The sequence below is a fragment of the Fodinicurvata halophila genome (assembly GCF_042651425.1).
Lineage (GTDB): Bacteria > Pseudomonadota > Alphaproteobacteria > Kiloniellales > DSM-21159 > Fodinicurvata > Fodinicurvata halophila.
In genome coordinates this window covers 252,084-265,297 of sequence record NZ_JBHSCW010000003.1, presented here as the reverse complement: position 1 = coordinate 265,297, position 13,214 = coordinate 252,084, and the positions used below count along the sequence as shown (strand labels likewise).

The window sequence follows — 13,214 nt, the reverse complement described above, 5'->3', positions numbered from 1 at the left end:
AACTCCAGTCCGAGATGTCAGGCCGTGATGTCGGCATGCCCGCCCGGCTCCTCGGAAGTCCGGCCGGTGGATCCAACCGGAACCGCCTGTCCCTGAGCCCGGTAAAAGCACGCCATCCAGTGCTCCAAAGCCAGGTTTTCCTGATGATGTGCTTCATAGACGCGCCTTCCCCCTGCGGCAAGGCGATCATAAAGCATCGGATCCCGCAAAACGCGCTTCAATGTGCGCGCAAGGGCTCTTGCATCCCCAGCCGGGCTCAGCATGCCACTGTCCCCATGCCGGATCAAACCGGCAGGCCCCATTCCGCCCGTTCCCACCACGGGCCGACTCTGACTCCAGGCTTCGACCACCCCATACCCCAGGTTGTCGTTGGTCCCGGCCGCGACGACAACGTCCGCCGCCGCATACAGAGCTCTATTATCCAGGCCCGGCTCCAGCAGGCGCAGGCGACTCACTGTCTCGTGACGGCTGGCCAAGGCTTCGAGTTTCCTGTGATCGCGGCGCGGTGCAATCAGCCAGAGAAAGGCATCCTTCATGTCGGCCAGAGCCCGGATCAGGTGCATGGATCCCGAATCCCCTTTCGTCAGCGGCGTGCTCACCAGAAGATCGGCAGCACTCGGGGTGTTCAGGGCCTTTCGGGGAAAAGCCTGGCCGATCTCGTTCAGGACAGGCATGGCCGGCAGGTCCAGCAGGTCCTCGGGCCAGCCCTGTTCAAGTACGGCGTCTCCCAGATCCTCGTTCAGCGCGATCAGCCGGTGACAGGAACGCCACGGGGCAATGGAGCCATAATTACTGACCACGCCGACAAGACAGCGGTGACTCTCCAGTCGAAGGCTGCCCATTGCCTCCGGGCGCCAGACCAGAACCACATCGGGATGGACGATCTGAAGCCTTTCGGAAATCCGTGAAGACGTCGAGAAATCCAGCCAGCGCCGAAAGGGTAGCCTTTCCAGATTAAGGCCAAGGACTTCAAGGTGTTCGACAGGCAGAGCATTGTGCCGGATCACAACCTGTTGCCCCACCTCGTCGCGCCAGATGGGGTCGTGAAATGCGGAACATATCCTGGCAAACAGGCTGGAAAGCGCCAGGTCGTCCCGGCCGAAATCGGCAATATGCATCACGCGCATGCAAAGCCCCCACTGAGGACCGGCATTTCCCTGGAACCTTCTTGTTCCGACTCGTCCGGTCACCTACCTAGATCAGCAAGGGAAGGATAACAGCATGAGCAGATTTTTCGCCGTAAAACTTGAAGAGCGCGGTTTGCTGTCACTCAGTGGCAACGACCTGCGGGACTTCCTGCAGGGCATCGTCACCAACGACGTCAACCGGGTGACCGCCGAGCAGGCTATATGGGCAGCGTTCCTGACGCCCCAGGGCAAGTATCTCCACGATTTCTTCATCGCCCAACCGTCCCAGGGCACCTTCTGGCTTGATATCGAAGCGGCCCGCCGGCAGGACCTGATGAAGCGACTGAAGATCTACAAGCTGCGCTCGCAAGTGGAGATGGCGGACCTGAGCGAGGATTTCGAGGTCCACGCCCTCTATGGCGAGATCCCCGAGCATGTCTCGCTGCCGGATCAGGCCGGGGCCAGTCGCCCCATCGGCGAAGGCATTCTGTTACGGGATCCGCGCCATGCCGATGTAGGCCTGCGCTTGATCGCGCCGCGAGCGAAATCGGCCGAACTGCTGAAAGAACTCGGGACCGCACCAGGAGAGCGAGATGACTACGAAAGCAGGCGCATTGCCCTCGGCATTCCCGATGGCAGTCGCGACATGGAAATCGAGAAGGCTGTCCTGCTGGAGAACGGCTTTGACGAACTGGGCGGTGTGGACTGGCAGAAAGGCTGCTTCATGGGCCAGGAACTGACCGCACGCACCAAGTATCGCGGACTGGTCAAGAAGCGCCTGCTCCCGGTCGAGGTGGAGGGCCCCCTGCCCGAGGTTGGCAGCACGGTGACCCTGAACGGCAAGCAGGTGGGTCAGATCCGTTCCTCCGCCAATGGGCACGCACTGGCTCTGCTGCGCCTGGACACCTTCAAGAACGAGGAAACGCCGGAACTGCAGTCCGGAGAGGCCAGGCTCACGCCTCGCAAACCCGAGTGGGCAGGCTTCTAGACAAGACGGCACTGATACGGGCCAGGCGCTCGAAAGGCGCCTCGCCTGGGGTTAGTGCCAGTGCTCCGCAACGTTTGAGGCCTTCGCGTCCGTAACGGGCTCGCACAGCCTCCTGCAGCCAGTGTTCCGCCTGCGCGTTACGTGCCGCCATCAAACGATCCGGGACCGCCTGCAACCAACCCCAACGGTTTTCCAGGCAGGTCATCAAGGGATCAACACCGTCGGAGACCTGCAGCCCAAGCCGCAGGATCTCGATCTCGCTTCCATCCCTGGCCTTGGCGGGAAGGGCTTCGTGCAGGTCGGATTCCGCCTTGTGAGCGGGCGTTCCCATATCCGCCTTGGTCACCACCGCCACATGCGGAATTTCGGCGATGCCGGCCTTCATGAACTGCAGCACATCGCCACTGCCGGGCTGGACGCAGAAGACAACTGAATCCGCCACTCCGGCCACATCCGTTTCCGACTGTCCCACACCCACTGTCTCCACGATCACGCGGTCATACCGGGCTCTGAGATAGATCGCAGCCGACCAGGTTATATCGGCCAGCCCACCCAGACGATCCCGTGCCGCCATCGAGCGTACGAACAGCCCCTCATCCTCGGGATCGCCCCCCAGACGCACGCGATCGCCCAGCAGTGCACCTCCACTTTGCCGGGACGAGGGATCCACGGCGATCACGGCCACGTTCAGGCCCTGCTGGCGATTTGCTTGTATGAGGCCGCGCACCAGCGTGGACTTGCCGACGCCCGGAGGTCCGGTCACGCCGATCACATGGCCCCTTGGCGCCTGGTAGGCTTGCGTGAGCAGGCACAGGGTTTCCGCCGACTCGGAATGCCGCTCGATGGCTGCCAGGGCGCGCGCCACGGCAGCCTTGTCCACAGCGGTCGTTTCTGTCGCTGGAGAGTCACTCATGCGCTTTCTCTTGCGGGTTCGTGCTGCATTGCGTCAATCTTTATCTTGCCTTTGATCGCCTCTGATCCGGGAGTCCCGATGCATCCTGCAGAGTCCACCCGCAACAGCGGGATAACAGCGCACTATTCCCGCAACGGAGACCTCAGCCCTGCACTGGCACGCCTGCTGGAGGACAGGAAATTGCCAGTCACCTCAGAGACCTTGCGTGCCTTTGACCAGTTCCACACCCGCGGCCACCGGGCCACGAGCGAACTGGCCGACCTGACGAATCTGCACAGCGGGCAGACTCTGCTCGATATCGGCTGCGGTATCGGGGGACCGGTCCGGCAGGCCGCTCACGATCACAACGTTCGTGCAGTGGGCCTCGACCTGACCGAGGCCTACTGCCGGGCCGCCCGGCGGATCACGGACTGGCTCGAACCGCCTGTTTCAGCCCGGTTCCTCTGCGGCGACGCCACACGGCAGCCCTTTTCCGATGCGGCCTTCGATGTGATCTGGCTGCAGCACACCGGTATGAACATCGCCGACAAGCCAGCTCTCTATCGCGAAATCTTCCGGGTTCTCAGGTCAGGCGGAGCACTCGGCATTCACGAAATCACCGCCGGTGAACGCCAGGACGTGATCTATCCGACCCCCTGGGCCCAGCACGCGGAGCAATCATACCTGGTCCCACCCGCAGTACTGCGAGATCTCATAGACGGCGCCGGCTTCGAGGAAGAGCGCTGGCTGGACAAGACGAGCGATACGCGAACAACACAAAAGAATCTGGAGACACAATCCAAACAGGACCAGGCCGTTGGCGCGGCGGCTATATTGGGGCCCGAGTTCATGGACATGGCCAGGAACCTGAGGCGCAATCTGGACAGCGCACGCCTGGCCGTGATCATGGCTGTCTTCCGCAAGCCTGCGTAACAAAACCGCCCGAAGCGCTTTGCTCCGGGCGGTTTTCGGCCCAAGGCCCCTTGACTGCGTAATCAGACGTCGCGTTCGGCTTCCTCGAGTGCTGCCTGGGCGGCTGCCAGGCGTGCGATCGGCACCCGGAACGGCGAACAGCTGACATATTCCAGGCCGGTTTCGTGGCAGAAGCGAATCGAGGATGGATCCCCGCCGTGCTCGCCGCAGATGCCGAGCTTGATCCCCGGCCGAGCCTTGCGCCCGCGCTCGGTGGCAATGCTTACCAGTTCGCCGACACCCTCCTGGTCCAGCGAAATGAAGGGATCCTGTTCCAGAATGCCCTGAGACTGATAGGACGGCAGGAAATTGCCGGCATCATCTCGCGACAGGCCGAAGGTTGTCTGGGTCAGGTCGTTCGTCCCAAACGAGAAGAAATCCGCCTCCTCTGCAATGTCGGCGGCGCGCAAGGCGGCGCGCGGCAGTTCGATCATGGTGCCAACCAGGTACTGAATCTTCTGGGTGTGGTGCTCCATGACCTCCTGGGCCACCCGCTCCACCAGCGCACGCAGGATCTCCAGTTCCTTCTTGACCGAGACCAGCGGAATCATGATTTCCGGAACGATGGTATCGCCATCCCGCTTGTGTACCTCGACGGCCGCCTCGAAGATGGCCCGCACCTGCATTTCGTAAATCTCGGGATAGGTGATGCCCAGTCGACAGCCGCGATGTCCCAGCATGGGATTCACCTCGTGCAGCTTAAGCATGCGGGCCCGCGTCTGTTCCACGGGCACACCCGCCGAGCGGGACACTTCCTCGATTTCCGCCTCGCCATTGGGCAGGAACTCGTGCAGCGGCGGATCCAGCAGGCGAATGGTGACCGGCAGGCCCTTCATGATGCGGAAGATGTCGATGAAGTCCTGGCGCTGCATCGGCAAGAGCTTCTCCAGCGCCTTGCGGCGACCCTCCTCACTCTCGGCCAGGATCATCTCGCGTACCGCCACGATACGGTCGGCCTCGAAGAACATGTGCTCGGTCCGGCAGAGTCCGATGCCCTCGGCCCCGAAACTCACGGCCGTCCGACAGTCGGTCGGTGTTTCGGCATTGGTGCGCACCTTCAGTGTCCGCACGCGATCGGCCCACTCCATCAGGTGCGCGAAATCCCCACTCAGCTCGGGCTCGACGGTTGGCACATGGCCCTGGATGATCTCGCCCGTGGCTCCGTCGAGGGTGATCAGATCCCCTTCCTTCAATTCCACGGCGCCAGCCCTCAGCACGCCGCTCTTGTAATCGATACGCAATTCCCCGGCACCGGCCACGCAGGGACGCCCCATGCCCCGTGCCACGACGGCTGCATGGCTGGTCATGCCGCCGCGTGTCGTCAGGATGCCCTTGGCCGCGTGCATCCCATGGATGTCCTCGGGGCTGGTTTCGATACGACAGAGGATGACTTTCTGCCCATCGTTCGCCAGTTTCTCGGCATTGTCGGCGGTGAACACGATGGCGCCGGAAGCGGCCCCGGGCGATGCCGGCAGGCCGCGCCCGATGACCTTGCGCTCGGCTTCGGGATCCAGTGTCGGATGCAGCAGCTGGTCGAGAGAGGCCGGATCAACGCGTTGGACTGCCTCCTCTTCGGTGAGGACGCCATCCTGGACCATATCCACGGCAATCTTGAGCGCAGCCTTGGCCGTCCGCTTGCCGGCGCGCGTCTGCAGCATGTAGAGCTTGCCGCCCTGCACCGTGAACTCGATGTCCTGCATGTCGCGATAGTGCTGTTCCAGCAGGCCGCGCACCTCCAGCAGTTGGCGGAAGACGTCCGGCATGACCTCTTCCATGGCCGGCATGTCCGAGCCCTGCTTTTCCTTGCTGCGCACCGTGATGTTCTGCGGCGTGCGGATACCGGCGACCACGTCCTCACCCTGGGCGTTCACGAGATACTCGCCATAGAATTCGTTCTCGCCGGTGGAGGGGTCGCGCGTGAAGGCCACGCCGGTCGCACAGTCATCACCCATGTTGCCGAAGACCATGGCCTGGATGTTCACGGCAGTGCCCCAGGCTTCGGGAATCTGGTGCAGGCGCCGATAGGTCACTGCGCGCTGGTTGGTCCAGGACTGGAAGACAGCGGCGATGGCCGCCCAGAGCTGGTCCTTGGGGTCCTGCGGGAAGGGCGTGCCAATCTCATCGGCGATCTTCGCCTTGTATTGCTCGATGACGCCTTTCCAGTCCTCGGCCGTCAGCTCCGTGTCCAAGTTGACTCCCCGGTCTTCCTTGGCCAGTTCCAGGATCTCCTCGAAGTGATAGTGGTCCACGCCCAGAACCACATCCCCGAACATCTGGATAAAGCGGCGATAGCTGTCATAGGCGAAACGTTCATCGTTGGACTGGCGTGCCAGCCCCTCGACCGTGCTGTCGTTCAAGCCAAGGTTGAGGACGGTATCCATCATGCCAGGCATGGAGACACGCGCGCCCGAGCGCACGGAAACCAGAAGCGGATTGCTCGCATCGCCAAACTTTGCACCGGTAATCTGCTCGATGTGCTTCAGCCCTTCTTCGACCTGCTTGGCCACATCGTCGGGATACTCCGAGGTTTCCGTGAAATGCGCACAGACTTCCGTCGTGATGGTAAAACCCGGCGGTACGGGCAGGCCGATGGAAGCCATCTCGGCCAGATTCGCCCCCTTGCCACCGAGAAGGTTGCGCATATCGGAACGACCTTCGGAGTCTCCGCCGCCAAAGTTGTAAACCCACTTGGACATCTTGACACTTTCTCCCGATAGTCAGCGCTGCTTGACGCGCCTTGTCTATCCTTCAATCTGCGAAAAATCGGCCACTTCCCCCAGCGTCAGTCCGATGCGAGCCAGAAGGTTGAGGCGATTTTCCCGCAACTCCCTGTCCTCGGCATTGACCGTCACACTGTCGAAGAAGGCGTCCACAGGACGGCGCAAAGCCGCCTGGGCCGCCATGGCCGTTGCGAAATCCTCCCTCCCCAGGGCCGCTCGGGCTTCGGCCGACGCTTTTTCCAGCGCCTCATGTAGATTGGCCTCCGCCGATTCCTCGAGACGCGCGGTTTGCACGTCTCCTTCGAACACACGGCCGTCTTTCTTGGATTCAATCCGCACGATGTTTGCCGCACGACGCCAGGCCGTCAGCAGGTTGGCCCCGTCATCGCTGTTCAGGAAAGCCTCCAGGGCCTCCACCCGCGCCAGCAAGCGCACCAGGTCATCCTCGTCCCCCAGGGCGAACACGGCGGAAATCAGGTCATGGCGCACACCGCGGTCACGCAGTGTCACCTTCAGCCGCTCCGCCAGGAATTCCATCAGGGACGTCTCGACAGACCGCGTCTCCGGTCCCGTATAGGCCTCGGCCGCCCCCTTGAAAACCTCAAGCAGTGGCAGGCGCAGTCCGTTCTCGACAATCAGGCGGATAACGCCCAACGCCGCGCGGCGCAGGGCATATGGGTCCTTCGACCCGGTCGGCTTCTCGTCGATCGTCCAGAAGCCGACCAGGGTGTCGATCTTGTCGGCCAGCGCCACGGCCACGGAAACCGGTTCGTCGGGGCAGGCATCGTTGGGCCCCAGGGGCGAGTAGTGCTCGGCCACGGCCCGGGCCACTTCCTCGTGTTCCCCGTCATGGCGCGCGTAATAGCGCCCCATGACACCCTGCAGTTCCGGGAATTCCCCCACCATCTCGGTCGTGAGATCGGCCTTGCACAGCCGTGCGGCCGAGCGAACCCGATCCACGTCCGCTCCGTCCATGCGATGCGCCAGTCCCACGGCCAGGGCTTCGATCCGCACGACCTTGTCGGCAAGCGTCCCAAGCCGGGCGTGAAAGACCATCTGCGAAAGCGCTGCCACCCGGCTTTCCAGGCTCTGCCTGCGGTCCTGGTCCCAGAAGAAGCGCGCATCATCCAGGCGCGCGCGCAGCACCCGTGCATTCCCGGAAATGATATTCTCGCGAATGGTCGAGCCTTCGGGCGCGGGCATGTTGGCCACCAGCAGGAAACGATCCGCAAGCGCACCATCGGGCCGGATCATGGCGAAATAGCGCTGGTGACTGCGCATGGCCGTGATCAGCACTTCGGGCGGCAGGTCCATCAGGTCCTTGGGGATCGGCACCATCAGGGTTTCCGGCCACTCCACTAGGCCGGTCACCTCGTCCACCAATCCCGGATCCGGCCGCACGGCCAGGCCGGCGGAATGCGCGAGTGACGCGCTTTGCTCGACGATCAGGCGACGACGCTCCTCCTGATCCACAATGACATAGGCTTCGCGCAGCTGGCGCTGATAGTCCTCGAAGGACTCCACCTCGAACGGACCCGGTGCCAGGAAGCGATGGCCGATGACACCGGCATGCGCGACCTCGAACCCCCTGTCAGCCAGGTTGATGGCATCACCCACCGGCTCGCCGTTGAAAAGCGCGACAATCCTGTGCAGCGGGCGGACCCAGCGCCCCTGCCCACTCGCCCACCGCATGGACTTCGGCCAGGAAATACCCAGCAGTGCTGCTGAAATGATTTCCGGCAGGACCGTGCGTGTGGCACGCCCCTCAATGTGACGTACAGAGAAATAGAAACTCCCCTTTGGCGTCTCGCGCACCTCGGCCTCGGAGATATCGTTCAGGCCATTGGCCTTCACGAAGCCTTCCACCGCCTTTTCCGGGGCGCCGACTTTCGGCCCCTTGCGCTCTTCGCTCACATCGGGCTGCCGTTCGGGCAGCCCCCGCACGACGGCCGTCAGGCGGCGCGGCGTCACAAAGGTCTCGAGTCCTTCATGGGCAAGGCCAGCCTCCCCCAGCTTGTCGCCCAGGAGACGCTCCAGATCGGCGCGTGCGCGTGCCTGCATGCGCGCCGGGATTTCTTCCCCGAAAAGCTCCAGCAGCAGTTCAGGCACCTGTCGCCTCCCGTGCCTGTTCGTTCCCGGCAAAGCTGCTCACCCAAACCTCGCAACAGCCCTTGGCAAGTGCGCGCACCCTGCCGATATAGGCCTGCCGCTCGGTAACCGAGATAACACCGCGCGCATCCAGCAGATTGAAGAGATGGCTTGCCTTCATGCATTGGTCATAGGCTGGTAGGGCCAGCTTCTGTTCCAGCAGCAGGGCGCATTCCGCCTCCGCATCGGCAAAATGGCGGAACAGCCGCTGCGTCTCCGCATGCTCGAAATTATAGGCCGAGAACTCCCGTTCGGCCTGCAGGAAGACATCGCCGTAGCACTTGCCGCCTCTGGCCTCGGGCAGGCCGTCCCAGTCCAGGTGATAGACGTTGTCCACGCCCTGCACGTACATGGCCAGGCGCTCCAGCCCGTAGGTCAGCTCGACGGGCACCGGGTCGCAGTCGATACCGCCCACCTGCTGGAAATAGGTGAACTGGGTGACCTCCATGCCGTCGCACCAGACCTCCCAACCCAGCCCCCAGGCGCCAAGTGTCGGGCTTTCCCAGTCATCCTCGACGAAACGAATGTCGTGCTCCAGGGGATTGATTCCCATGGCCTCCAGGCTGCCCAGATAGAGCTCCTGGATGTCGGCGGGCGACGGCTTCATCAGGACCTGGAACTGGTAATAATGCTGCAGCCGATTGGGATTCTCGCCATAGCGGCCGTCGGTCGGGCGGCGCGACGGCTGGACATAGGCGCAGTTCCAGTTCCGCTCCGGCCCCAGGGACCGCAGGGTCGTAGCCGGATGGAAAGTGCCGGCGCCCACCTCCATGTCATAGGGCTGCAGCAGGACGCAGCCCTGCTCCGCCCAATAGCTTTGCAGCTTGAGTATCAGACTCTGGAAACAGGTCTTCGGGTCGGCAGCGATCTTGGGCATGAAAACAATCGGAATTGCGCTTCTGAAGGCGAGCGCACCCTATAGAGAGGAGGTCGGCAAATCAAGCCGCCGGAGGGCAGCCCCTTCTCCCCACCACCATCCTGGTATCCATACTCCAAGCCTTCCCCCTTCGAATGCCCCGCACAGGCCTTCGGGTCGGTCGCAAAATGATATGAAAAGAGAATTTCAACAAGTAACGCATTGAGAAATATAAATTACTGAATTTACCCCGCGGTTCGGTTCATCCGAATGGTCTACCTACGCGTATCAGGACATGCATGTGGGATGAGAGACACCCCGACGACAGGTAGTCATAAGATCAAGGAATGAAACAAAGATGTCTTTCAAGGAATTGCTTTCCGGTCGCGACAAACGCGCCGCCGACCAGGTTTTTGTTGCGCTCGACCGATCGATGGCACGCATCGAATTCGACCCTCACGGGCACATACTGGAGGCCAACCAGAACTTCCTGAACATCACTGGGTACGGCCTGCAGGATATCCTTGGACAACATCACAGGATACTCCTGCCGGAAGGCGAGAGTGAAACGCAGGAATACAAGGCCTTCTGGGAAGCGCTACGCAGCGGAAACGCCCGGCAAGCCACATTCCTGCGGATCGGCCGCGACGGACAGCGTATATGGATGGAAGCAACCTACAGTCCGGTTCTTGATTCGCGAGGACGAACGCTCAAGGTGGTCAAGTTTGCAAGCGATGTATCGGCTCGGATCAACGAACGGCTAATGCTTCAGAGCATCCTGGATGCAACCAGCCGCTCGCAGGCCATTATCGAGTTTGATCCGCAAGGCCACATCCTGACAGCCAACGAGAATTTCCTGAAACTCATGGGATACACCCTGGAAGAGGTGCAAGGCCGTCATCACAGCCTATTCGTGGAGCCCGAAGAACGCGAAAGCGCGGCCTATGCCGATTTCTGGCAGGCGTTGTCCCAGGGGAGGTTTCATGCCGACCAGTTCAAGCGCCTGACCAAGCAGGGAAAAGCCGTATGGATCGAAGCCAGCTACAACCCTGTGCTGGACCACGAGGGACGACCCATCAAGGTCGTGAAATTTGCCAGCGACGTCACCGATCAGGTCAGCATGCTGCTGAAGCTCAAATCGATTCTCGATACCAATTTCATAGAGGTCGACCAGAGTATCGCTGGACTGGACAGCAGGGCTGAAGAGGCCGTGAGCATGGTGGACAATGCCTCGACGATGGCGCGTGACGTAGCCGCCAGCGCTGAGGAACTGGCTACTACGGTGCGGCACGTCTCGCACAATATGATCGAAACACGGGATGCGACGGAACAGATGCTGGAGCAAACCCGGAAAGCCAATGAATCGACTCGTCACATGGCCGATTCAGCATCTTCCATGAGTACGATCATCGAAACCATTCAGGGGATAGCGGGCCACATCAACCTGCTTGCCCTGAATGCCGCCATTGAAGCCGCCCGCGCTGGAGACGCTGGCAAGGGATTTGCCGTCGTGGCCAGCGAAGTCAAGACATTGGCCGGACAGGCCGGACAGGCCACGGAGCAGGTTTCAGAACAGATCAGAAGTATTCAGCAGGTTTCAGAAGATTCCGCTAAGGCGCTGGAGCGTATCCAGGCCTCTGTACAGGACGCCAAGGATAGCGCTGTCGAAATTACCTCGGCCATGGAACAGCAAAGCGCGGTCACAGGGGCGGTCTCCGAGAACATCTCGGACATCTCGCAAACAATCGGAAATTTCTCGGAGAATATCTCCGCCATACGACAGGCCGCGACGCAGGTTGCCGGCTCGGTGGATCGAACACGGGAGGCAGCAGAGGTGCTGGCTCAGTAGGTTACGCTGTCAGTAGGGACAGTCGGCGCGCCCGCAATTCTGGGGATGGCTGGCCGGAACATAGGCGCCGCAATAGCCACAGGCCTGCATCTCCTCGACCTCGCCTCTGGCCTTGCGCGCTTCCTCTTCCTTCTCGCGCTCATACGCCCGCAGCTTGGCCTCCGACTTGCGGGCGGCATCCAGGCGGTTGACCAGTTTGAAGCCGTACCAGACAACCAGCACGACGACCACCAGCACCAGTAGCTTGGTAAGGGAGGGAAGTCCGAACATGCTCGCATTTATGCCTCTGCACGCGGCACGGTCAAGCACGCGTGAAGATACCGACCACCTCCAGATGCGCCGCCCAGAGAAACTGGTCCACCGGGACCACGCTCTCCAGTTTGTATCCGCCCTCGGCCAGAATGGCGGCGTCGCGCGCGAAAGTCGCCGGATTGCAGGAAACGCCGATCACGCAAGGCACCGAGCTGTCCGCCAGATGCGCCGCCTGTTCCTTTGCACCGCTGCGCGGGGGATCGAAAACGACGACATCAAAGCCGTTCAGTTCCTCGGGCCTCAGGGGCTGGCGGAAAAGATCCCTGTGTTCGGCCTGGACGCGCCCGGCAAGCCCGTGGCCATTGGCTGCCGCCTGCAAAGCGGAGAGAGTTGTGCTCTCTCCTTCGACAGCCCTGACCGACGCCCTTTGCGCCAGGTGAAACGTGAAGGTTCCACAGCCCGAAAAGAGGTCCAGCACGGATCCCGTCGTTGCGGGAACACCTTCCAGAACGGTCTCGACCAATAGCTTTTCGCCATCCGCAGTCGGCTGGAGGAACGCGCCCGGCGGCGGTCGAACGATAACCTCTCCAAAGCGAACCTCAGGTGCAGAGCGTTCAACCACAGGCTCGACAGGCGCATCCGACGCCTCGCGCCAGGCAAACCGCCGGATCTCGGGCAACCGTTCAGGGTTCGCGAACACCTCTCGTGCTTCCAGATCTGGCGCGCCCACCCCACTGAGAAGGACATCGAAGCCATTGTCCACTTCCGCGATATAAAGATCAGCAATTTCATCTTTTTCCAGAAATGGCTGTAAGTATTTCTTGAGAGTTCGGCACAAGCTGAAGAGGCTCGGCGTCAGGATGTGGCATTCTTTCAGGGCCACGATCCGATGGCTGAACCGCTCGCGGAAACCAAGCTCTACCCCGTCCCCCGAAGGTCGCGCCGCCAGCAGGGCACGACGTCTCGTACGAGGGGAAACCTGGCGCAACGGCCCGATCTCTCCAGCCTGCACGTCAGCCCGGCTCAACGCCTGGACGAGCAGGTTCCTTTTCCACGAGTCGTATGTCTCCTTGGAAAGATGCTGCAGCTGACAGCCGCCACAAGGGCCGAAGTGCCGACAGGGCGGCTCCATTCTATCCGGCCCTTCCTCGAGAAGCTCCAGCGGTTCGCCCCGCCAACCGCCGGCCTTCTCGGCCGTCAGCCGCACCCGCAGGCGATCGCCCGGCAAGGTCACGGGCACGAAGACAGGCCGGCCTTCGAGGGTGGCCACGCCATCCCCTCGCCCGCCCAGGGCCTCGATCTCAACGACTGCCTGCCGGCCTCCTCCCTTTCGTGCACGGCGTCCCATTGCTTGCCTGATCTTTCCTTCCCGGTGCATGGCGTATAAGACTGCCTGGAAGCGCTGTATGA

The 13,214-nt window shown here is 61.9% G+C and carries 10 protein-coding genes; 3 read left to right on the top strand and 7 right to left on the bottom strand.

The genetic code is table 11. The annotated features are described in order from the left end of the window. Nucleotides 1-17 precede the first annotated feature (17 nt). The gene (locus ACFOW6_RS06050; RefSeq protein WP_382421444.1) at nt 18-1,127 is read right to left on the bottom strand and encodes a glycosyltransferase; all 1,110 of its coding nucleotides are present in this window, start codon (nt 1,125-1,127) and stop codon (nt 18-20) included. Between the two features lie 94 nt (nt 1,128-1,221). On the opposite strand from ACFOW6_RS06050, the gene ygfZ reads away from it, so the two are divergent. Beyond that, complete coding sequence (ygfZ, locus tag ACFOW6_RS06045) at nt 1,222-2,115, top strand: CAF17-like 4Fe-4S cluster assembly/insertion protein YgfZ (protein ID WP_382421443.1); 894 nt, start codon at nt 1,222-1,224, stop codon at nt 2,113-2,115. Here ygfZ and ACFOW6_RS06040 read toward each other — a convergent pair. Continuing rightward, nucleotides 2,081-3,028, bottom strand: coding sequence for an ArgK/MeaB family GTPase (locus ACFOW6_RS06040; protein WP_382421442.1), 948 nt, complete (start codon nt 3,026-3,028; stop codon nt 2,081-2,083). The genes ygfZ and ACFOW6_RS06040 overlap by 35 nt on opposite strands. Before the next feature lie 78 nt (nt 3,029-3,106). Here ACFOW6_RS06040 and ACFOW6_RS06035 point away from each other — a divergent pair, with 78 nt between their 5' ends. Continuing rightward, entirely contained in the window at nt 3,107-3,940 is an 834-nt protein-coding gene (locus ACFOW6_RS06035; protein WP_382421441.1) for a class I SAM-dependent methyltransferase, read from the top strand. A gap of 62 nt (nt 3,941-4,002) precedes the next feature. Here ACFOW6_RS06035 and ppdK read toward each other — a convergent pair whose 3' ends face one another. From ppdK to ACFOW6_RS06020, 3 genes are read right to left on the bottom strand one after another with little or no spacing between them, the layout of a single operon-like run. Then, complete coding sequence (gene ppdK, locus ACFOW6_RS06030) at nt 4,003-6,675, bottom strand: pyruvate, phosphate dikinase (protein WP_382421440.1); 2,673 nt, start codon at nt 6,673-6,675, stop codon at nt 4,003-4,005. A 45-nt stretch (nt 6,676-6,720) separates the two neighbouring features. Next, nucleotides 6,721-8,808 carry a glycine--tRNA ligase subunit beta gene (gene glyS, locus ACFOW6_RS06025; RefSeq protein ID WP_382421439.1) on the bottom strand — a complete coding sequence of 696 codons (2,088 nt, stop codon included), beginning with the start codon at nt 8,806-8,808 and terminating at the stop codon, nt 6,721-6,723. Further along, nucleotides 8,801-9,724 carry a glycine--tRNA ligase subunit alpha gene (locus ACFOW6_RS06020; protein ID WP_382421438.1) on the bottom strand — a complete coding sequence of 308 codons (924 nt, stop codon included), beginning with the start codon at nt 9,722-9,724 and terminating at the stop codon, nt 8,801-8,803. The genes glyS and ACFOW6_RS06020 overlap by 8 nt, the downstream gene beginning before the upstream one ends. Nucleotides 9,725-10,061: 337 nt before the next feature. Here ACFOW6_RS06020 and ACFOW6_RS06015 point away from each other — a divergent pair, with 337 nt between their 5' ends. Beyond that, nucleotides 10,062-11,552 (top strand): methyl-accepting chemotaxis protein, encoded by a 1,491-nt coding sequence (locus tag ACFOW6_RS06015; protein ID WP_382421437.1) that lies wholly within the window; start codon nt 10,062-10,064, stop codon nt 11,550-11,552. A 9-nt stretch (nt 11,553-11,561) separates the two neighbouring features. On the opposite strand, the gene ACFOW6_RS06010 is transcribed toward ACFOW6_RS06015, so the two are convergent. Together ACFOW6_RS06010 and ACFOW6_RS06005 are read right to left on the bottom strand one after the other, a co-directional pair. Further along, on the bottom strand, nt 11,562-11,822 hold the full coding sequence (locus ACFOW6_RS06010) for a hypothetical protein (RefSeq protein WP_382421436.1): 261 nt from the start codon (nt 11,820-11,822) through the stop codon (nt 11,562-11,564). Between the two features lie 31 nt (nt 11,823-11,853). After that, a complete protein-coding gene (locus tag ACFOW6_RS06005; protein WP_382421435.1) occupies nt 11,854-13,152 on the bottom strand; it encodes a class I SAM-dependent RNA methyltransferase in 1,299 nt (432 codons plus the stop codon). Nucleotides 13,153-13,214: the final 62 nt, after the last annotated feature.

Excerpts from the sequence above, each read along its gene's own strand:
- ACFOW6_RS06050 (WP_382421444.1), bottom strand. The coding sequence starts at position 1,127 with ATGCGCGTGATGCATATTGCCGATTTCGGCCGGGACGACCTGGCGCTT.
- ygfZ (WP_382421443.1), top strand. The coding sequence starts at position 1,222 with ATGAGCAGATTTTTCGCCGTAAAACTTGAAGAGCGCGGTTTGCTGTCA.
- ppdK (WP_382421440.1), bottom strand. The coding sequence starts at position 6,675 with ATGTCCAAGTGGGTTTACAACTTTGGCGGCGGAGACTCCGAAGGTCGT.
- ACFOW6_RS06005 (WP_382421435.1), bottom strand. The coding sequence starts at position 13,152 with ATGGGACGCCGTGCACGAAAGGGAGGAGGCCGGCAGGCAGTCGTTGAG.
- ACFOW6_RS06035 (WP_382421441.1), top strand. The coding sequence starts at position 3,107 with ATGCATCCTGCAGAGTCCACCCGCAACAGCGGGATAACAGCGCACTAT.
- ACFOW6_RS06010 (WP_382421436.1), bottom strand. The coding sequence starts at position 11,822 with ATGTTCGGACTTCCCTCCCTTACCAAGCTACTGGTGCTGGTGGTCGTC.
- ACFOW6_RS06015 (WP_382421437.1), top strand. The coding sequence starts at position 10,062 with ATGTCTTTCAAGGAATTGCTTTCCGGTCGCGACAAACGCGCCGCCGAC.
- ACFOW6_RS06020 (WP_382421438.1), bottom strand. The coding sequence starts at position 9,724 with ATGCCCAAGATCGCTGCCGACCCGAAGACCTGTTTCCAGAGTCTGATA.
- ACFOW6_RS06040 (WP_382421442.1), bottom strand. The coding sequence starts at position 3,028 with ATGAGTGACTCTCCAGCGACAGAAACGACCGCTGTGGACAAGGCTGCC.